Annotated in this window: 20 protein-coding genes; 18 read left to right on the top strand and 2 right to left on the bottom strand. The window is 38.8% G+C overall.

Annotated elements, in window-relative coordinates; genetic code table 11:
* Window positions 1-178: 178 nt before the first annotated feature.
* From LW139_RS03690 to LW139_RS03660, 7 genes are all read left to right on the top strand, one after another.
* Window positions 179-940 carry an outer membrane protein OmpK gene (locus LW139_RS03690; RefSeq protein ID WP_109407986.1) on the top strand — a complete coding sequence of 254 codons (762 nt, stop codon included), beginning with the start codon at window positions 179-181 and terminating at the stop codon, window positions 938-940.
* A gap of 496 nt (window positions 941-1436) precedes the next feature.
* Complete coding sequence (gene cyoA, locus LW139_RS03685; RefSeq protein WP_166539488.1) at window positions 1437-2387, top strand: cytochrome o ubiquinol oxidase subunit II; 951 nt, start codon at window positions 1437-1439, stop codon at window positions 2385-2387.
* A 4-nt stretch (window positions 2388-2391) separates the two neighbouring features.
* Window positions 2392-4374, top strand: coding sequence for a cytochrome o ubiquinol oxidase subunit I (gene cyoB, locus LW139_RS03680; protein WP_166539487.1), 1983 nt, complete (start codon window positions 2392-2394; stop codon window positions 4372-4374).
* Window positions 4374-4985 (top strand): cytochrome o ubiquinol oxidase subunit III, encoded by a 612-nt coding sequence (locus tag LW139_RS03675; protein ID WP_072069390.1) that lies wholly within the window; start codon window positions 4374-4376, stop codon window positions 4983-4985. The genes cyoB and LW139_RS03675 overlap by 1 nt, the downstream gene beginning before the upstream one ends.
* Window positions 4985-5317, top strand: coding sequence for a cytochrome o ubiquinol oxidase subunit IV (locus LW139_RS03670; RefSeq protein ID WP_006535101.1), 333 nt, complete (start codon window positions 4985-4987; stop codon window positions 5315-5317). The genes LW139_RS03675 and LW139_RS03670 overlap by 1 nt, the downstream gene beginning before the upstream one ends.
* Before the next feature lie 11 nt (window positions 5318-5328).
* Window positions 5329-6213: a heme o synthase gene (gene cyoE, locus LW139_RS03665; protein ID WP_072069392.1), complete on the top strand. Its 885-nt coding sequence runs from the start codon at window positions 5329-5331 to the stop codon at window positions 6211-6213.
* 173 nt (window positions 6214-6386) lie between these two features.
* Complete coding sequence (locus LW139_RS03660; protein WP_166539486.1) at window positions 6387-7757, top strand: MFS transporter; 1371 nt, start codon at window positions 6387-6389, stop codon at window positions 7755-7757.
* A 78-nt stretch (window positions 7758-7835) separates the two neighbouring features.
* Here LW139_RS03660 and LW139_RS03655 read toward each other — a convergent pair whose 3' ends face one another.
* Window positions 7836-8327, bottom strand: coding sequence for a YajQ family cyclic di-GMP-binding protein (locus LW139_RS03655; RefSeq protein ID WP_072063676.1), 492 nt, complete (start codon window positions 8325-8327; stop codon window positions 7836-7838).
* Window positions 8328-8554: 227 nt separating this feature from the next.
* Between LW139_RS03655 and panE the strand changes: the two genes are divergently transcribed.
* From panE to LW139_RS03640, 3 genes are all read left to right on the top strand, one after another.
* Window positions 8555-9475: a 2-dehydropantoate 2-reductase gene (gene panE / locus LW139_RS03650; protein ID WP_166539485.1), complete on the top strand. Its 921-nt coding sequence runs from the start codon at window positions 8555-8557 to the stop codon at window positions 9473-9475.
* On the top strand, window positions 9444-10061 hold the full coding sequence (gene yajL, locus LW139_RS03645) for a protein deglycase YajL (RefSeq protein WP_109407991.1): 618 nt from the start codon (window positions 9444-9446) through the stop codon (window positions 10059-10061). The genes panE and yajL overlap by 32 nt, the downstream gene beginning before the upstream one ends.
* 440 nt (window positions 10062-10501) lie before the next feature.
* Entirely contained in the window at window positions 10502-10828 is a 327-nt protein-coding gene (locus LW139_RS03640; RefSeq protein WP_247850633.1) for a phosphoribosyltransferase, read from the top strand.
* Between the two features lie 172 nt (window positions 10829-11000).
* On the opposite strand, the gene thiI is transcribed toward LW139_RS03640, so the two are convergent.
* On the bottom strand, window positions 11001-12452 hold the full coding sequence (gene thiI / locus LW139_RS03635) for a tRNA uracil 4-sulfurtransferase ThiI (RefSeq protein WP_247850632.1): 1452 nt from the start codon (window positions 12450-12452) through the stop codon (window positions 11001-11003).
* A 201-nt stretch (window positions 12453-12653) separates the two neighbouring features.
* Between thiI and xseB the strand changes: the two genes are divergently transcribed.
* The 8 genes from xseB to rbsK all read left to right on the top strand — a co-directional run bounded on the left by xseB (window position 12654) and on the right by rbsK (window position 21158).
* Window positions 12654-12917 carry an exodeoxyribonuclease VII small subunit gene (xseB, locus tag LW139_RS03630; protein ID WP_109393245.1) on the top strand — a complete coding sequence of 88 codons (264 nt, stop codon included), beginning with the start codon at window positions 12654-12656 and terminating at the stop codon, window positions 12915-12917.
* Window positions 12918-13841 (top strand): (2E,6E)-farnesyl diphosphate synthase, encoded by a 924-nt coding sequence (gene ispA, locus LW139_RS03625; RefSeq protein ID WP_247850631.1) that lies wholly within the window; start codon window positions 12918-12920, stop codon window positions 13839-13841.
* A 66-nt stretch (window positions 13842-13907) separates the two neighbouring features.
* Window positions 13908-15773, top strand: a complete 1866-nt coding sequence (gene dxs, locus LW139_RS03620; protein WP_109407997.1) for a 1-deoxy-D-xylulose-5-phosphate synthase — start codon at window positions 13908-13910, stop codon at window positions 15771-15773.
* A gap of 547 nt (window positions 15774-16320) precedes the next feature.
* Complete coding sequence (rbsD, locus tag LW139_RS03615; protein ID WP_109407999.1) at window positions 16321-16740, top strand: D-ribose pyranase; 420 nt, start codon at window positions 16321-16323, stop codon at window positions 16738-16740.
* 7 nt (window positions 16741-16747) lie between these two features.
* Entirely contained in the window at window positions 16748-18256 is a 1509-nt protein-coding gene (gene rbsA / locus LW139_RS03610) for a ribose ABC transporter ATP-binding protein RbsA (RefSeq protein WP_166539480.1), read from the top strand.
* A gap of 1 nt (window position 18257) precedes the next feature.
* Window positions 18258-19223 (top strand): ribose ABC transporter permease, encoded by a 966-nt coding sequence (gene rbsC, locus LW139_RS03605; RefSeq protein ID WP_166539479.1) that lies wholly within the window; start codon window positions 18258-18260, stop codon window positions 19221-19223.
* 42 nt (window positions 19224-19265) lie between these two features.
* Window positions 19266-20156 (top strand): ribose ABC transporter substrate-binding protein RbsB, encoded by an 891-nt coding sequence (gene rbsB, locus LW139_RS03600; RefSeq protein WP_166539478.1) that lies wholly within the window; start codon window positions 19266-19268, stop codon window positions 20154-20156.
* A gap of 75 nt (window positions 20157-20231) precedes the next feature.
* Window positions 20232-21158, top strand: a complete 927-nt coding sequence (rbsK, locus tag LW139_RS03595) for a ribokinase (RefSeq protein WP_247850630.1) — start codon at window positions 20232-20234, stop codon at window positions 21156-21158.
* Window positions 21159-21162 lie beyond the last annotated feature (4 nt).

Genomic DNA, 21162 nt, shown 5'->3' with positions numbered 1-21162 from the left:
AACAAATAAAAAATACAAAATTTCCTATTTTTTAAACTAATATCAAAATTCTAGAAATAGATCTTATTTAAAGCTCAAATTCCTACAAAATGGATTTTTATAGTTTATTATTCCAATAAAAAAGAAAAACTGAACATTCACCGCAACTATAATCGGCCATAAAACATCGAGATAATTTATGATCAAAAAACCATTTTTGTTTGTCATCGCAACTACATTCTCTTTATCTTCTCAAGCAACTTATTTAGGGGGATTTGCAAGCACAAGTATTAACTACTTGGATTGGACAACACATACAACACACAAAACAGGCAAAACTTCCCATAAAGATGACTTTGCCTATTTAGAACTTGAAGGTGCAGCTAATTTTTCATGGGGGGAGTTTTATGGCTTTTTCGATTTAGAGAATCCTTTTAATAAAAGAGAAACTCATCCGGGAGATAATCAACGCTATACCATTAAAAGTACTGCTCGTATTTATTTAGGCGAAAGTAACTTTAATTTATATGGACATGTTTATGGTACATGGTCTCTCCCCGGTAAAAAATATGGTGGTAACTTCCATGAAGTAAATACACTTTATGGCTTTGGCTATAACACACAAATTGCTAATTTATGGTTTAAACCTTTTATTGCCCTTCATTATGTCGATCAATCTAAATATTCAGGTAACAACGGTTATGTCGCTGGTTGGGTTGCTGGATATGATTTTAATATAAAAAATCAAAAATTTAGCCTAACAAACTGGCATGAAATGGAATTTCAACGACACAAGCGTTATGGCAATGGAGGTAAAAATGGCATTAATGGCGCTTTAGCCATTTGGTGGCATCCAACAACATCTATCACCACAGGAATTCAATATCGTTATGCTTATAAAAAGCTAGGAGAGAGTTTTCTGCAAGATGGCATTGTATATAGCTTGAAATATAACTTCTGATAGCAAATTGTTAATTTTTATTACAGCGGATCGATTTTTATCCGCTGTAATCCTTTTTTCTTGTTTTAATGAAAAAATTCTCATTGAATATAAATATTCAACAAATGATCTATTATCAACATTAAAAATCACATAGAAGGTAAATTAAGATATTAAACATCAGAATAAAAAGAATTTAGCTCATAAATTCTCCTCTGACCTCCCTGCTGTCACTTTTTTAATCAAAATACGTTTTCTTACATTTTTTATTGCATTTTTATTTGTAAAAATATGTATTTATTTTAGAAATATGGTACTTTATGAAATTATCGTTAATATCCAACAATTAAATTAACAATTATTTAATACTTTAATTACTCGTGATCACATTAACACAAAAGAACAACCAATCACCCACTTACCATTACAATTGTTTACACTGTCGCAACCTTACCGTAAAATGTCCTTACTGATACTGATGAAACAACAATAGAACCTTTGTCATTTAGGTCGTTGGATGAGACTTATGAAATACATAAAAAGTATTGGGACACTCTCGCTATTAGCCGCCGCTCTCTTATTAAGTGGCTGTGACATGGCGTTAATGGATCCCAAAGGCGCTATCGGCGCTGAGCAAAAAACATTAATCCTTATTGCACTTGGTTTAATGTTAATTGTTGTGATACCGGTAATACTGATGGTGATTGTTTTCGCTTATCGCTACCGCGAATCCAATACAAAAGCCACCTACCGCCCAAACTGGGCTCACTCAAATAAAATTGAACTCGTTGTTTGGACCGTGCCAATTATCATTATTGTGATTTTGGCAAGCATCACATGGAAAACAACCCATGAGCTTGATCCTTACAAACCCTTAGAGTCCTCAGAAAAACCGGTCACCATTGAAGTTGTTTCAATGGATTGGAAATGGTTATTTATCTATCCAGAGCAAGGTATTGCGACAGTCAATGAATTGGCTTTCCCTGCTAATGTGCCTGTTAATTTCAAAATCACGTCTGACTCAGTCATGAACTCATTCTTTATCCCTCGTTTAGGTGGACAAATCTATGCGATGGCTGGAATGCAAACTAAGCTGCACTTAATTGCTAATGAACCTGGTGAATATCCTGGGATGTCAGCAAGTTATAGTGGACACGGTTTTTCTGATATGAAATTTACAGCGATTGCGACACCTGATCGCGCCGGTTTCGACGCATGGGTTGAAAAAGTCAAACAATCGTCAGATACGTTAAATACGACCGCTGCATTTAATGAACTTGCTAAACCAAGCCAAAAAAATCCAGTGACCTACTATTCAAGCGTGAAGCCAATGTTATTCCAAGAGACCATTTCTAAATTTGGTCACACAGGTCATGGCGCTCACACCAGTGGCAATCAGACAGCACATACTGATGCAACAATGAATATGAACATGAGCCATGCGGCGCATGCAGGAGCAGAGGAATAAAGGCATGTTCGGAAAATTAACTCTTGATGCAATCCCGTTACATGAACCTATTATCGTAGTAACTTTACTCGGTATCGTTCTGGGCGGACTTGCTGTTGTTGGCGCACTAACTTATTTTCGTAAATGGAAATGGTTATGGAGCGAATGGTTAACCAGTGTTGACCATAAAAAAATTGGTATTATGTATATCATCGTTGCAATGGTCATGATGTTCCGTGGCTTTGCCGATGCCATTATGATGAGAAGCCAACAGGCGCTAGCATCAGCAGGTGAAGCGGGCTTCTTACCTCCTCATCACTATGATCAGATTTTTACCGCACACGGCGTTATCATGATTTTCTTCATGGCAACCCCTTTCGTTGTGGGTCTGATGAACCTCGTTGTGCCTTTACAGATTGGTGCTCGTGATGTGGCCTTCCCTTTCCTAAACTCGCTGAGCTTCTGGTTCTTCGTCGTTGGTGTGATACTTATCAACCTTTCTTTAGGTATTGGTGAATTCGCACAAACAGGTTGGTTAGCTTACCCGCCACTTTCTGGCTTGGAATACAACCCAGGAGTCGGGGTCGATTATTGGATATGGAGTTTACAGATATCCGGTATTGGTACGCTTCTAACGGGAGTTAACTTCTTTGCGACTATCCTGCGTATGCGTGCGCCGGGTATGAGTATGATGAAAATGCCAGTATTCTCTTGGGCTGCTTTATGTACTAACGTCCTGATTATCGCTGCATTCCCAATTTTAACCGTTACGATTACATTGTTAACATTAGACCGCTATCTTGGTACGCATTTCTTTACCAATGATATGGGCGGTAACATGATGATGTACATCAACCTCGTATGGGCTTGGGGTCATCCAGAAGTTTATATCCTTGTTTTGCCTGTATTTGGTGTGTTCTCGGAAGTCACCGCAACATTCTCTAAAAAACGGTTATTTGGTTACACCTCATTAGTTGGTGCAACTGTTGTTATTACCGTATTGTCATTTATCGTTTGGTTACACCACTTCTTTACTATGGGTTCAGGGGCTAACGTAAACGCCTTCTTTGGTATCGCCACCATGATCATCGCCATACCGACAGGGGTTAAGATCTTTAACTGGCTGTTTACGATGTATCAAGGCCGTATCGAGTACAAAAGCCCAATGCTATGGACTATCGGTTTCCTGATCACTTTCTCTGTAGGGGGAATGACCGGGGTTCTGCTGGCAGTTCCGGGTGCTAACTTTGTTTTACATAACAGCTTATTCTTAATTGCTCACTTCCATAACGTTATTATCGGTGGTGTGGTATTTGGCTGTTTCGCAGGTATGACTTACTGGTTCCCTAAAGCATTCGGTTTCACACTGAATGAAAAATGGGGTATTCGTGCATTCTGGTTCTGGTTTATCGGCTTCTTTATGGCCTTTATGCCACTGTATATTCTTGGCTTTATGGGTATGACTCGTCGTTTAAGCCAAAATATCAATCCAGAGTTTAACCCAATGCTGCTAGTTGCCGCGGGCGGTGCTGCACTGATTGCTATCGGTATTGCTTGCCAAGTTATCCAAATTTACGTGAGTATTCGCGACCGTGACCAAAATCGTGATTTAACAGGCGATCCATGGGGCGGACGTACTCTCGAGTGGTCAATTTCTTCACCTGCACCTTTCTACAACTTCGCTGTTGAACCGAATGTTCAAACTCGTGATGAGTGGTGGGATCAGAAAGAAAAAGGCACTGCTTATCAGCGCCCAACCAAATACGAACCAATCCACATGCCTAAAAATACAGGCGCTGGTGTGATTATTTCAGCATTCAGTTTAGTCCTTGGTTTTGCCATGATCTGGCATATCTGGTGGTTAGCTATCGTTGGTTTCGCTGGCATGATTGTCACTTGGATCGTGAAAAGCTTTGATACAGATGTGGATTACTATGTCCAAGTACCTGAAATTGAAGCTCTCGAGAATAAGCATTATGAAGAACTGAAAAAAGCAGGTGTGAAATAATGTCTACTCAAACTGTAAATAACACAAACGCCCATGAGCATCATGGGCACCACGATGCAGGAGCGACGAAAGTTTTCGGCTTCTGGATCTACCTAATGAGCGACCTTATCCTGTTTGCCAGCTTATTCGCCACTTATGCGGTGCTTGTTAACGGGATTGCTGATGGTCCTTCTGGTAAAGAAATATTTAGCTTACCTTTTGTTTTAGTTGAAACCTTCTTATTACTATTTAGTAGTATCACTTTTGGTTTCGCTATGCTGAGCATGAATAAAGGTAGCGTTAGCCAAGTTAATCTGTGGTTATTTGTTACTTTCTTATTCGGCTTAGGTTTCGTCATCATGGAAGTTTACGAATTCCATGAGCTAATCGCAGAAGGTTATGGCCCAGATCGCAGTGCATTCTTATCTGCATTCTTTGCTTTAGTGTCAACGCACGGTCTTCACGTAACAGCGGGTTTAATTTGGATTGTGATCCTAATGATCCAAGTATCACGCCGTGGTTTAACCGAAGTTAACCGTACTCGCTTAAGCTGTTTAAGTCTGTTCTGGCACTTCCTTGACGTTGTCTGGATTTGTGTGTTCACCGTAGTTTATCTGATGGGAGCGATGTAATGAGTCATCCAAATACTTCTCCTTCAGGCGCAAGCCACGGCAGCATGAAGTCTTACCTGATTGGCTTTATTCTGTCTGTTATCCTCACCGTTATTCCATTTTGGATGGTGATGGAAGGAACCGCGACACCAGCAACTATTCTATGGACTGTTGTCGGTATGGCAGTTGTGCAGATTGTTGTTCATTTAGTCTGCTTCTTACATATGAATACGTCATCAGAAGAGCGCTGGAACGTCGTTGCATTCCTGTTCACACTGCTTATTATCGGCATTGTTGTCGTAGGCTCGTTGTGGATTATGTACAACCTGAACATCAATATGATGATGGATTAAGAGTTGTCGCTATGATTAAGCAATACCTACAAGTCACCAAACCAGGAATTATTTTCGGAAATTTAATTTCTGTAATAGGTGGTTTCCTTCTCGCCTCCAAAGGTGAGATTGACTACCCCCTATTTGTCGCGACTCTACTTGGGGTGTCTCTGGTCGTTGCTTCTGGTTGTGTTTTTAACAACTATATTGACCGTGATATTGACCGTATCATGGAAAGAACGAAGAACCGCCCATTAGTTAAAGGATTAATTGACCCTCGAATTAGCCTGATTTATGCCTCAGTATTAGGTATTGCAGGTGTTGTGCTGCTCTATGTAGCAGCCAACCCGCTTGCAATGTTTATCGCTGTATTTGGTTTTATTATTTATGTTGGGGTTTATAGCCTCTATATGAAGCGTAAATCTGTTTATGGCACACTGATTGGAAGTTTATCTGGCTCTGCCCCTCCTGTTATCGGTTATTGTGCCGTTAGCGGTGAATTTGATGCGGGCGCGGCAATCCTATTACTTATCTTTAGTTTATGGCAGATGCCTCACTCTTATGCCATTGCTATTTTCCGTTTTAAAGACTACCAAGCTGCTAATATTCCGGTATTACCCGTTATTAAAGGGATCTCAGTCGCTAAACGCCATATCATTCTTTATATTCTGGCATTTATGATTGCAACCTTAATGCTGACGTTAGTTGGATATGCGGGCTATAAATATCTAATAGTTGCTTCTGCCGTCAGTATTTGGTGGTTGGGCATGGCTTTATCCGGTTATAAAGCAACCAATGATAAAGTTTGGGCACGAAAATTATTTATTTTCTCTATTGTGGCAATCACTTCATTAAGTGTAATGATGTCGGTTGATCCAACAAGCTCAACAGAAACTGTCTTTGCTTATTTAAGATAATGTATTTACTAAAGTAACCGAAAGACCAGTCAGTCTCCTGACTGGTCTTTTTTTATCCTGTTTTGCGACTAAAGAAGATATCAGTACAGTTTTGACTTTTTTGCATCCCATTTATTGATTAACCTCGTTATAAAATGCCATTACAATGGGGTATCAGTAATACGAGGTAATCCATGAATGATAATAAAATGACCCCATTAGAGCGCAAAGCAACATGGGGACTAGGCACTGTTTTTTCTCTTCGCATGCTTGGCATGTTTATGGTACTCCCTGTTTTAACCACTTATGGGCTTCAACTACAACATGCAACAGAATCTCTCATTGGATTAGCCATCGGTATTTATGGATTAACACAAGCGGTATTCCAAATTCCTTTTGGTATTTTCTCTGATAAGTTTGGTCGAAAACCTATGATTGTTTTCGGCCTAATAATTTTTATTGTCGGGAGCCTTATTGCAGCTCTTAGTGACAATATTTACGGCATTATTATTGGTCGAGCACTACAAGGTGCTGGAGCTATATCTGCCGCAGTTATGGCTTTACTCTCCGATCTAACTCGAGAGCAAAATAGAACAAAAGCAATGGCCTTTATTGGTATTAGCTTTGGGATAACCTTTGCTTTAGCCCTCGTTTTGGGGCCAGTCTTAACACATATTTTTGGTTTACATGGGCTCTTTTGGGGGATCGCCCTACTTGCCTTTGGTGGAATTATTATTACGCTTTTTACCGTTCCCAATAGTGAACATCATATTCTTAATCGAGAATCTGGTTTTGTCCGTGGCAGTGTAAAAAAAGTCTTATTTGATGCACAACTTCTTAAGTTGAATACGGGTATTTTTTCACTACATACTTTATTAATGGCGGCATTTGTTGCACTTCCTCTGGTTATGAGTAGCGCAGGTTTAGCAAAAGAAAAGCACTGGATTGTTTATCTTGTCACTATGCTTATCGCCTTTATTACCGTATTACCCTTTATTATCTACGCAGAAAAAAAACGTAAAATGAAACAGGTTTTCTTATTCTGTATCTTTTTACTGATTATCGCTCAAATTATTTTAATAAGCTCAGGCTCTAGTTTATGGCTGATTATTGCTGGCATTCAGGTCTTTTTTATTGGCTTTAATATTATGGAAGCACTACTACCTTCATTAATTAGTAAAGAAGCACCTGCTGGCTATAAAGGTACTGCAATGGGAATTTATTCCACTAGCCAATTTTTAGGTGTGGCATTAGGCGGTATTTTAGGTGGATGGCTTTATCAGCATTATGATGCACAAATCGTATTTCTGGGCTGTTTAGTGATTGGCATTATTTGGTTTTTGATTAGCTTAACTTTACGTCAACCCGCTTATGTGAGTAGTTTACGTATTGAATTACCATCTAATCTGTCTTTAGATCAGCAACAAAAACTACAACAAATATTTAAACAACAACCAGGTGTTAATGAAGTTGTGATTATTGCTGATGAGCAAAGCGCCTATATCAAAGTGGACACCAAACAAACACCGAGAGCAATATTAGAGTCTTTAATCCCTTCTGTTTAACTCACAATCAGTTTGCCTAATGAAAACAAAAATGCGCTGTTTATTCAGCGCATTTTTTATGACTAAATGAATAAATTGTTAGTCACGGAAGTTATTAAATTGGAATGGCTGTCCTAGCTCACCTTCTCGGACTAATTTCATTACAGCTTGTAAGTCATCACGGGATTTACCTGTAACACGAACTTGTTCGCCTTGAATTTGAGCTTGTACTTTTAATTTACTGTCTTTAATTAGCTTAACAATTTTCTTCGCTAATGCAGTATCAATCCCTTGTTTCAAGGTTGCTTCCACACTGTACATTTTTCCGCTGTGAGTCATTTCTTCAGGGATATTTAATACTGCACCATCGATCCCTCTTTTTGCCATTTTCTCACGCAGAATATCTAATAATTGCTGAACCTGAAATTCAGATACGCTGGTCGTTTTCACTGACTCTGCTTTTTCGTTTAATTCAAAACTGGCTTCGACATTACGAAAATCCCAACGAGTAGTCAGTTCACGTTGTGCGTTTTCAACCGCATTACGCACTTCATGTAAGTCAACTTCAGATACGATATCAAAAGATGGCATTCTTTCTTCCTCAATAAATAAATACAACCCAAATAATAGCTTCTTTTAAGGTTGCAAAAAAGCATTGCACATTCAATAACGGCTTTAACACTCAAATTCATACTGATAGTAAAGAGCAAACATACTTTAAACAGAGAAGCACAATCAATGTTATAATTTCAGAAAGATAGTCTAGTAACAGCAAGTCACCGCCTTACTCTATTACGATTTTCAAAAGAAGAGGCACAATGAAAATTACCGTTTTAGGATGTGGTTCAATAGGTAAACTTTGGATCGCCGCATTAACACTTCAAACTCATGAAGTACAAGGCTGGCTAAGAGTGCCACAACCTTTTTTAGATGTGAGTGTCGATAATATTAATGGTGAGCCTTTTTATCAGCGCATTATCGCGAATCAGCTTGAATGGTTAAAACAAAGCGAATTACTTATTGTTTGCTTAAAATCGTGGCAAGTCTCAGATGCTGTAAATGCACTTCTACCTTATTTATCTGCACAATGTCCTATCTTATTAATTCATAATGGTATGGGAACTGCTGATGAATTAACAGCAACACAACACTCTATCACTAGACCAATTTTGCAAGGCATTATTACTCACGGCGCTTATCAACAAGGCCAGAACGTTATTCATACAGCTACAGGTATAACACATATTGGCCCATTGAATGGTATTGCTCAGCAATATAGTCATTTAGCAGAAATACTGCATCATGCATTACCTGATGTTGCTTGGCACAATGATATTCATACCATTAGTTGGCTAAAATTAGCTGTAAATTGTGTTATTAATCCATTAACTGTTTATTATCAATGTCGTAATGGGGATTTATTGCGCTACCCTGAGCATATTCACAAAATTTGTGATGAAGTTTATCAAGTGATGGAGCGTGAAGGTGTTGTCCCTACATCTAAAACACATCTGCATGGCTACATTATTGATACCATAGAACAAACAGCAAATAATTATTCATCTATGTATCAAGATGTGAAATATCAACGCCACACAGAGATTGACTATATTACTGGTTATTTATTGCGTCGAGCGTCAGCACAAGGCCTTGTTTTACCAGAAAATAACCACCTTTTTCAATTTATCAAACAACAGGAAGGCAATTATGACCATATCAGCGATCATCTGCCTAGCTAATGGAAGTGAAGAAACCGAAGTCGTGACCACGGCAGATTTATTAGTTAGGGCCGGTATTCATGTTGTTCTTGCTAGTGCAGAAGATGATGTTGATGATCTTGTTATCACATGTTCTCGTGGTATTAAACTTGTCGCCGATGCGCCTCTAGTTCGTGTTGTTGATCATCACTATGACGTTATTATTCTCCCTGGTGGATTACAAGGTACTGAAACCTTAAGAGACAGCCCTTTAGTGGTTGAGAAAGTCCGCCGTATGCACAGTGAAAATAAACTTGTCGCAGCCATCTGTGCGGCACCTGCCATTATTCTTGAATCTCACAATATTTTCCCCATTGGCAATATGACGGGTTTTCCTGCATTAAAAGATAAAATATCACCGAAAAAATGGGTTGATTATCGAGTCTATTTTGATGAAAGAGTGAATTTAATTACTAGCCAAGCACCTGCAACATCTATCGATTTTGCACTAAAAATTATCGAGCGCTTAAAAGGCAAAGAAGTCGCTGCTGATGTTGCCAAACAACTCGTATTGCCACCCGGTATTTATAATTACCAAGATGAATTCACAGGTTTTGGGGATAGGTAAATAGATAGTTAGAACCGCAAATATATAATATTATTAAAGCGGTTCTATTTTCATTTCAGATATTCTTTATATTTCAGACATTCTTTATATTTAAACTATTTTCAACATATTAGTATTATGAGAAATGAATTTAGTTGCTCGACTAATACATAAGAATAAAATCTTATGGGTATAGATATTTCTGAAAATAAAATAATTGCTTTAAATACTCAGCATGAGCATCGAGTAATAACGAGTACTAATAAAAACCTTAAAGTTAGCATAATAGGTAAGAAAACAAGTTAACTATATTCAAAAGTTATCAACGAACTAAACTTGGTGATAGTAATAGAGATGGTAACCCTTATGCGTCATCTATAGCAGTACCATACTGCTTAGCAAGAAGGATCTCTCACCATTTCAGATCGAATTTTTACAAAAATGTATTTATTAAATGTACTGTGAAAGAAGTAATTAATAATTATTTTAATAAAGAAGTAAATAAAAAAGAACTTCATATAAAACCAATAAAAAGAACATTCTCTGAATTACAAAAGTTACCACCTAATACTATTTTTACAATGAAAAAAATTCCAAACAAAATTAGACACTACTTTTCCCCTTGGAAAACAAACCCATATTTCGATATTAATAGATTAAATCATTATAATGTTATTTTAATTGATGACTTACTCTCAACAGGAACAACATTAAATACAGCAACTATAGAATTAAACAGATCAGGGTTAACATGTTCTACTGCAATCTGCCTTTTAAGTAGTCTTTGAATTTGATCTCTTTTTAAGATTAAAATATATTCCTTAGTATAGATAATATTTCTAGCTTAAGAGCAAAGTAATCATCTGGAGAATGGCAACGACATTCCCCAACATAAAAGTTGTATAATTGAAAAAAACCACTTTATAGTGGCTTTTTTATCAACAATATAAACGTTATATATTATTTTTTACGATATACTTTAACGTTCTCAAAACCTTGCTCACGTAAATAAAGTGCTTGTAAACGGCTCATCATTCCGCGATCACAATAGAGCAAATAAGTTTTTGATTTATCTAAATCACCAAACTGAGTGCTTAATTTATAGAAAGGTAGTTCTTTAACATCAACACCGTCTATTTTTAATGGCGAATTTTCTTGCTCTTCAGGGGAGCGAATATCAAGAATAACGTCATTTGTACCGAATTCAGAGACCATTTCAACTTCTGTGACTTGCTGTACAGTTTCTTCGGCTATACGGCGAATATCCATATTCTTGGCATTTTCAACAACGTTATCAAGAATAGAAAAATCAAACTTCTCTTCTTCAGCTTCAATTTTCGCTTTAACGGCTTTCACTGTTGGGCTTTTTGAGATCACCCCACAGAATTCTGGCATTGTGCGAGCAAAATCTTCTGTGCCAATTTGACGAGCAATATTGATAATGTTCTCTTTATCATGAGTGATAAGAGGACGTAAAATTAACGTATCTGTCGCATTATCAATTAAACGTAAATTAGTTAAGGTCTGGCTAGAAACTTGGCCTAATGCTTCGCCCGTTACAATCGCTTGAACACCATAACGCTCTGCCACTCTTGATGCTGCGCGTACCATCATACGTTTTAGCACAACACCCATTTGCCCGTCATCGACCTTTTCTAAAATTTCTGCGACAACAGGTTCAAAGTCAACTGCAACGAAATGCACTTTATGAGAACGACCAAAACGATTCCATAAATAATGCGCAACTTGTTTAACACCAATTTCGTGTGCAGAGCCACCTAAGTTAAAGAAACAATAGTGAACTCGGCTACCTCGACGCATTAACATATAGCTTGATACACCTGAGTCATAGCCACCAGAGATCAGTGATAAAACATCTTCCTGTGTACCAATTGGAAAACCACCAATACCTTCATAGCGCGCATTCACTAGAATAAGTTTGTCATCTTCAATTTCTAAATTAATGGTGACATCAGGACGCGTTAACTTCACTTTTGCGCTTTCAACGTGTTGGTTAAAACCACCACCTACATAGCGCTCAACTTCATTAGAAGTAAAACTGTGTTTACCACGACGTTTTGCACGAACACAGAATGTTTTGTTTTCAACTAAATGCTTAAATGCTGCAAAAGTTTGCTCAAAAATATTATGTAAGTCGGTATAAGGATGTTCTTCGACTTGTAAAAAGTGATGAATACCAGGAATACGTGTTAAAGCATCACATACAGCTTCGCTTTTACTTTCGTCTTTACTCACCACCACAATGTTATCCCAATTACGGACAACTGTGATTTCATCGCCTAATGTATTAAGTACATTACGAATATTGCTAGTGAGGATCTTGATAAAACGTATACGAACGGATTGGCTTTTGATCGTAATTTCGGGGAATAATTTAATAATAAACTTCATAGTCAATGGTCATAGGTTATTAAGTAGAAACATAAACTACAGTGATGTAAATTGACTGGAGTTTATAAAAGTCACAAAGTATATCACCAATATTTAGGGCTCACCCGCAAAAATCATCGACTGAATAAGAAATTTTCATCTCACTTGTAGTAAGATGATCGCTATTATTCAGCGCTAACATGCTTTATTATCAAAAATATTATGGCTAAGAAAACGACACCAATTAACGAAGACATCGCACAAACACCAAGTTTCGAAGCATCTATGCAAGAACTTGAGCAAATCGTAAACCGTTTAGAATCCGGTGAACTCCCTTTAGAAGAAGCGCTTAATGAGTTTGAACATGGCGTTCGTCTAGCCCGTGTTGGACAAAAAACATTACAAGACGCAGAACAGCGTGTTCGTATTCTTCTTAAAGAAGATGATAATGCAACTCCTGATGATTTTATCCAAGAGGCAGAATAATTGAGTAACGCAACTTCAAGTACGGATGCGTTCCGTCATAAATTAGATTCCGCCCACCAGCGTGTTGATGATGCATTAAACCAAGCGCTATCCACCTTACCATTTACTGACATGCCACTAGGTAAAGCCATGCATTATGGCGCCCTTTTAGGTGGAAAACGCTTACGCCCTTTCCTTGTTTATGCTGTTGGTGAAATGTTTAAAGTCCCTGCGCTAAACCTTGATGCTCCGGCAGCTGCTGTGGAATGTATTCATGCTTACTCCCTTATTCATGACGATTTACCTGCAATGGATGATGATGATCTGCGTCGCGGTAAACCAACATGTCATATCGAATTCGGTGAAGCCAACGCTATTTTAGCAGGTGATGCACTACAAACTCTGGCTTTTGAGATCTTAGCAAAAAATCCAATGCCTGATGTTTCTATGGCTGATCGCGTTGCAATGATTGCTGAATTAGCCACAGCGAGTGGTCTTTCAGGTATGTGTGGTGGTCAAGCACTTGATCTGGAAGCAGAAGATAAATCCATTGATCTCGCCTCTCTTGAAAAAATCCATTTACACAAAACAGGTGCATTAATTCGTGCAGCTGTTCGTTTAGGTGCATATAGTGCAGGCTCTAAAGGCCATGATGTATTACCTGCATTAGATAAATATGCTCACTCCATTGGCCTTGCCTTTCAAGTGCAAGATGACATTTTAGATGTCATCGGAAGTACCGAAGAAACTGGAAAACGCCAAGGTAGTGACCAAGAGTCAGGAAAAAGCACATATCCTGCACTCCTTGGATTAGAACAAGCTCAAAAGAAAGCACAGGAATTGTATAACGAAGCACTGGATGCCTTAGCGTTTCTTGAGCAATACGAGTACGATACGACCACGCTTAAACAATTAGCGAGTTTTATCGTCGAACGGAAAAACTAATAAAAAATAAAGAGAGCAGCTTACCTGTTCTTTCCCTATTACAAGTGATTAATTAATAGGCATCACATGAGCATTGATATCGAAAAATATCCCACATTGGCGTTGGTTGAAACACCAGAAGATTTGCGCCTATTACCAAAAGAGAGTTTACCTAAACTCTGTGATGAGCTAAGGCTATTTCTTCTTAACAGTGTCAGCCGCTCAAGTGGTCACTTCGCCTCAGGTTTAGGTGCTATTGAGTTAACGGTTGCTCTCCATTACGTCTATAAAACCCCTTTTGACAACCTTATATGGGATGTGGGGCATCAAGCCTATCCCCATAAAATCTTAACAGGTCGCCGTGACCGTATTGATACAATTCGCCAAAAAAATGGATTACATCCCTTCCCTTGGCGTGAAGAGAGCGAATACGACAAACTTTGTGTCGGTCACTCTTCAACCTCTATCAGTGCAGGTTTAGGTATGGCTGTTGCCGCTGAACAAGAAAAACTGAATAGAAAAACAGTTTGTGTCATTGGTGATGGTGCAATTACTGCGGGTATGGCTTTTGAAGCAATGAACCACGCAGGTGATATTGAACCAGATATGCTCGTTGTTCTTAATGATAACGAGATGTCGATTTCAGAAAACGTTGGTGCGTTGAATAATCATCTTGCACAATTGTTATCTGGCAAACTGTATACCACTTTGCGTGAAGGTGGAAAAAAGGTCTTTTCTGGTATTCCACCAATTAAAGAATTACTGAAAAAGACTGAAGAACATATCAAAGGCATGGTCGTTCCTGGCACCATGTTTGAAGAGTTAGGATTTAACTATATTGGTCCTGTTGATGGTCATGATGTTATTGCGTTAGTACAGACTCTCGCTAATATGCGTGATCTAAAAGGTCCTCAACTTCTGCATATTATGACCAAAAAAGGTCGTGGATATGCCCCTGCTGAACGTGATCCGATTAGCTGGCACGCTGTACCTAAATTTGATCCACAAGCAGGTACATTACCTAAAAGCCCTAATGCACGACCTACCTTTTCCAAAATTTTTGGTGACTGGCTATGTGAAGAAGCCTCAACCGATCCAAAATTGATGGCAATTACTCCAGCTATGCGTGAAGGCTCGGGTATGGTGCGCTTCTCAAAAGAATACCCATCACAATACTTTGATGTTGCTATCGCAGAACAACACGCCGTTACCTTTGCAGCAGGTTTAGCCATTGGTGGCTATAAGCCGATTGTTGCTATTTACTCAACATTCTTACAACGCGCTTATGACCAAGTGATCCACGATATTGCCATTCAAAAACTGCCTGTTTTATTTGCTATTGATCGTGGTGGTATTGTGGGAGCAGATGGTCAAACTCACCAAGGTGCTTTTGATCTCTCATTCTTACGCTGTATTCCTAATATGGTCATTATGGCGCCAAGTGACGAAAATGAGTGTCGCCAAATGCTTCACACCGGTTATCACTATCAAGATGGCCCTGTTGCTGTACGCTATCCAAGAGGCTCTAGTATTGGTGCGCAATTGCAACCACTTGATCCACTGCCTATGGGTAAAGGTATTATTCGTCGTCAAGGCAAAGGTATTGCTATTCTAAACTTTGGTACATTACTACCAGAAGCGTTAGAAGTCGCTGAAAAACTTGATGCAACGGTAGCCGATATGCGTTTTATCAAGCCTCTTGATAAATCACTTATCCTTTCTCTGGCTGAACAGCATGATATGTTGGTAACACTAGAAGAAAATGCCATTATGGGTGGCGCGGGCAGTGGTGTTAATGAATTACTCATGCAAGAGCGTTGCTTAGTACCTGTTTTAAATCTAGGCATTCCTGATTTGTTTGTACCACAAGGTGGACAAGAAGAGATCCGAGCAGACTTAGGACTTGATGCTGTTGGTATTGAGAAATCTATTACGGATTATCAAGCTAAATAACGTCTTAAATGCCCGTTTTAAACGGGCATTTTTCTATGCTAATCACTTACCAAAACGACTATTAAATCTTTGATTACTAATTCTTTTATTCATTTTTGAATTACAATTTGGGCATAAGTGTTGTTTTTTACCATCGATAGTCCATGTGTAATATTTCCTTTTAAAACTAAGGTTACAAACATCACAATGGCTAGGTTTAAAAATAGCGGACACCAAAGCAAAAAAAATAATAATACCAATTATCCATCCCATACAGCCCCCTTGCATAAGGAAAACTTAATAATAAATTAAACCTAGTACTATTATTACTCAAACTCCTCTATGTAATATGTCGTCTATAACTCATATTTTATGAAAATCACTGCAAATAAAACATTCTCTTATTGAATCCATTCAGCATTAATTTATTCAATCAGTTAGATTTTTCTTTCTTTTTGCTTGTCAACGAAACGTTTCGATCATGCTCACAATCTGAATAAATCAAACTTGTTTTCCCCCTTTTCTTTTCTACTATATAAGTAGCGAAACGTTTCGCTGAGGAGGAAATATGAAAAAAGGCGTATTACTAAATAGTCCTATTTCTAGCGTAATTTCACGTTTAGGACACACTGACAAAATCACTATTGCAGATGCCGGATTACCCATTCCCTCTTCTGTTGAACGTATTGATCTCGCTCTAACACAGGGTATTCCTGACTTTATGTCAGTATTGCAAACAATCACTCATGAAATGCAAGTTGAAGCAGTGATGCTGGCGGAAGAAATTAAGACCATTAATCCCCTCCTTTTTAATGAGATAGTCTCTTACCTCTATTTATTAGAGCAAGAACAGAAGAAACCCATTCAAATAATGTATGTTTCACATGAAGCATTCAAAAAACAACTTACTGAAAATAAAGCTGTTATTAGAACAGGTGAATGTACACCTTATGCCAATATTGTGTTGTTTTCTGGTGTGACTTTCTGAGGACAATATGAAACCTTTACTCGAACTTAAAGATATTGATAAGTCATTCCCGGGTGTAAAAGCACTATCAGGCGCTACATTGCGCATTTATCCCGGTCGAGTGATGGCCTTAGTGGGTGAAAATGGTGCTGGCAAATCAACGCTGATGAAAGTACTTACTGGCATTTATAAAAAAGATGCTGGCGAGGTAATTTATCAAGGTGAAAGTTGTGCTTTTAATGGCCCCAAATCTTCCCAAGAAGCAGGAATAGGCATTATTCACCAAGAGCTTAACCTTATTCCTGAATTAACCATTGCAGAAAATATCTTCCTAGGTCGTGAGTTTACGCGTGCTTTTGGCGCCATTGATTGGAAGAAAATGTATGCAGAGGCTGATAAGTTATTAGCCCGATTAAACCTTGCATACAGCAGTCACCGTTTAGTGTCTGAATTATCGATTGGTGATCAGCAAATGGTAGAAATTGCCAAGGTACTTAGTTTTGGTTCCAAAGTGATTATTATGGATGAGCCAACGGATGCATTAACTGACACCGAAACGGAATCGCTATTTAGTGTTATTCGAGAACTAAGAGATCAAGGTTGTGGCATTGTTTATATCTCACATCGCTTAAAAGAGATCTTTGAGATTTGCGATGACGTGACCGTACTTCGAGATGGTCAATTTATTGGTGAAAAACCCGTTAGCACATTACAAGAAGATACGCTCATTGAAATGATGGTTGGCCGTAAGTTAGAAGACCAATATCCTCGTATCAACATCCCCCAAGGCAAAACCAAACTCAATGTCATTAACCTCAGTGGTGAAGATGTTCACGATGTCAGTTTCTCATTACATGAAAGTGAAATTCTCGGTATTTCAGGTTTAATGGGTGCTGGTCGTACAGAATTAATGAAAATTATCTACGGCGCATTACCCAAAACCAATGGCACCGTAGAGCTAGATGGCAAACCCTGCCAAATCAAAAAACCGGTTGAAGGATTGGAACACGGCATTGTTTATATCTCTGAAGACAGAAAACGAGATGGCTTAGTGCTAGGTATGTCAGTGAAAGAAAATATGTCACTGACCGCACTTCGTTATTTTAGCCGTGGCATGGGAGTACTCAATCATAAAGAAGAGCAACTCACTGTCGGTGATTTTATTAAATTATTCAATATAAAAACCCCTTCAATGGATCAAACAATTGGCTTTTTATCAGGGGGAAATCAACAAAAAGTGGCTATCGCAAGAGGCCTGATGACTCGCCCTAAAGTGCTTATTCTTGATGAACCCACTCGTGGTGTAGACGTTGGTGCTAAAAAAGAAATTTATCAGCTAATTAATAAATTTAAACAAGAAGGATTAAGCATCATATTAATTTCTTCTGAAATGCCTGAGGTAATGGGAATGAGTGACCGTATTTTGGTGATGCATGAAGGTCGTATTAGCGGTGAGTTTTCAGCTCACAATGTCACACAAGAAATGCTAATGGCAGCCGCTGTTGGTAAACAATATGACGCTAAGGTAGGAGTTTGATATGAGCACGAATTCAATTCCAGCGTCAAAACGTTGGTTTTCAAAAGCATGGCTATTAGAGCAAAAATCACTGATAGCATTACTACTTCTGATTGTTGTCGTTTCCACACTCAGCCCTAATTTCTTTACCTTAAACAATATATTCAACATTCTTCAGCAAACATCGGTTAACGCCATTATGGCGGTTGGCATGACGCTGGTCATTTTAACCTCTGGTATCGACTTATCTGTTGGTTCATTGCTTGCATTAACCGGTGCTGTTGCTGCTTCTATGGTTGGCGCTGATATTAATGCCCTTGTTGCGGTTATCGGTGCATTAGCACTTGGTGCAGCTATTGGTGGTGTAACAGGGATTATCGTGGCAAAAGGTAAAGTTCAAGCCTTTATTGCTACATTAGTCATGATGTTATTACTGCGCGGTGTTACCCGTGTTTATACCGACGGCAGCCCAATTAATACTGGATTTAGCGATAATGCCGATCTCTTTAGCTGGTTTGGTATTGGTCGTCCATTTGGGATCCCAACTCCAATCTGGCTCATGATGATTGTCTTTTTAAGTGCATGGTATTTATTACATCACACCCGTTTAGGTCGTTATATTTATGCGCTTGGGGGAAATGAATCAGCAACACGTTTATCTGGTATTAGCGTCGATAAAATAAAAATTATTGTTTATGCACTGTGTGGTTTGTTAGCTGCCCTTGCTAGCGTAATTGAAGTTGCTCGCCTTTCATCAGCACAACCGATGGCTGGTAATGGTTATGAGTTAGATGCCATTGCTGCGGTTGTTCTGGGTGGTACCAGCCTTGCGGGTGGTAAAGGCCGTATTATCGGTACGTTAATTGGTGCACTTATTCTAGGCTTCTTAAATAACGCACTGAATTTATTAGGAATATCATCAAACTATCAAATGATAGTAAAAGCGGTGGTCATCTTACTTGCTGTTTTGGTAGATAACAAAAAATAACTCTCTATTCTCTTAATCCGAACCCCGACAGGAACTTATATTATGAAACTCAAAAAAATGGCGACACTTCTTTCTGTTGTTGCGTTAAGTGCCACAATCAGCGCTAACGCGTTTGCAAAAGAATCTATCGCACTTGTTATCTCTACACTCAATAATCCATTCTTTGTCACCATGAAAGACAGTGCACAGAAAGAAGCAAATCGTTTAGGTTACGATTTAGTTGTGCTTGACTCGATGGATAACCCAGCTAAAGAGCTTGCTAACGTGCAAGATTTAACCGTAAAAGGCACACGCTTAATGCTCATTAACCCAACAGACTCAGATGCTGTAGGTAATGCGGTTATTTTAGCGAATAAAGCTAAGATCCCAGTTATCACCTTAGATCGTGTTGCAAACAAAGGTGAAGTTGTCAGCCATGTTGCTTCTGATAACCGCCTTGGTGGTAAAATGGCGGGTGACTATATTGCTGAAAAAGTGGCCAATGATGCCAAAGTTATTCAACTAGAAGGGATCACTGGAACCTCTGCATCTCGTGAACGTGGTGAAGGTTTTAAACAAGCGGTTGATGCTCACAAACTGAATATACTTGCCAGCCAACCTGCTGATTTTGACCGCACAAAAGGTCTTAACGTGATGCAAAATCTATTAACTGCTTATCCTGCGGTTCAAGCTGTTTTTGCACAAAATGATGAAATGGCATTAGGTGCATTACGTGCATTGCAAACCGCGGGTCGTAGCGATGTATTAGTGATTGGTTTCGATGGTACAGATGATGGGATCAAAGCGGTAAACCGTGGCATGTTAGGCGCAACCATTGCTCAACGCCCAGACCAAATTGGTATTATCGGCATCCAAACTGCAGATAAAATTCTCAAAGGCGAAAAAGTGGATGCAACAATCCCAGTCGAACTTGAGTTAGTTATTAAAAAATAACAACAAATGCCACGGAGTGATGTTGCTCCGTGGTGGCTTTGATCATTAAAACACGTTTTCACAAGGATAAAGGCTATGACAACACCTCGCCTTGCTGTTCTAGGTAGCATTAATGTTGACCACATTATGAATATTTCAAAATTTCCAAAACCAGGTGAAACCATTATTGGTCATCAATACAAAATAGCCTTTGGTGGTAAAGGTGCAAACCAAGCTGTTGCTTGTGGTCGCAGTGGCGCCGATATTACCTTTATTGCTTGTGTCGGTGATGATGCGATTGGCAGTGAGATAATCTCACAATTTAAAACAGATAATATTCATATTGATGCAATTAGTATTATTCCGCAAACACCAACAGGTGTTGCGATGATCCTTGTTAATGAGCAAGGTGAAAACGTAATTAGCATCATTGCAGGTGCTAACGGCGCACTAACACCTATACATCTTGAGCAATATCATCATGTTATTGAACACGCTGATGCCTTATTAATGCAGTTAGAATCACCGTTAGATACCGTATTTGAAGCAGCTAAACTGGCAAAATCACATCATACAAAAGTTATTTTAAACCCAGCTCCAGCTCAACCTTTATCTGATGAATTTCTGAATTTTATTGATGTTATCACCCCAAATGAGACAGAAGCCGAAATATTAACTGGCGTTTCTGTGCATGATGAAGCGGGTGCTGCAAAAGCAGCCGATATTTTACATCGTAAAGGTATCAAACAAGTGCTTATCACTTTAGGTAGCCGTGGTGTATGGTTTAGTGAGCAAGGAAAAGGGATGATAATTCCTGGATTTCGTGTCGATGCTGTTGATACCATTGCCGCAGGTGATACATTTAACGGTGCATTTGTCACAGCAATATTAGAAGGCAAACCTTCTGTTGAGGCTATTCGTTTTGCCCATGCAGCGGCTGCCATTGCAGTTACACGTCATGGTGCGCAATCTTCAGTCCCTTGGCGTCATGAAATCGAATCATTTTTAGCAGAGCGAGCATAGTACT

Origin of the sequence: Proteus vulgaris, assembly GCF_023100685.1 — a bacterium.
GTDB lineage: Bacteria > Pseudomonadota > Gammaproteobacteria > Enterobacterales > Enterobacteriaceae > Proteus.
This window is presented reverse-complemented; position numbering and strand designations above follow the sequence as displayed.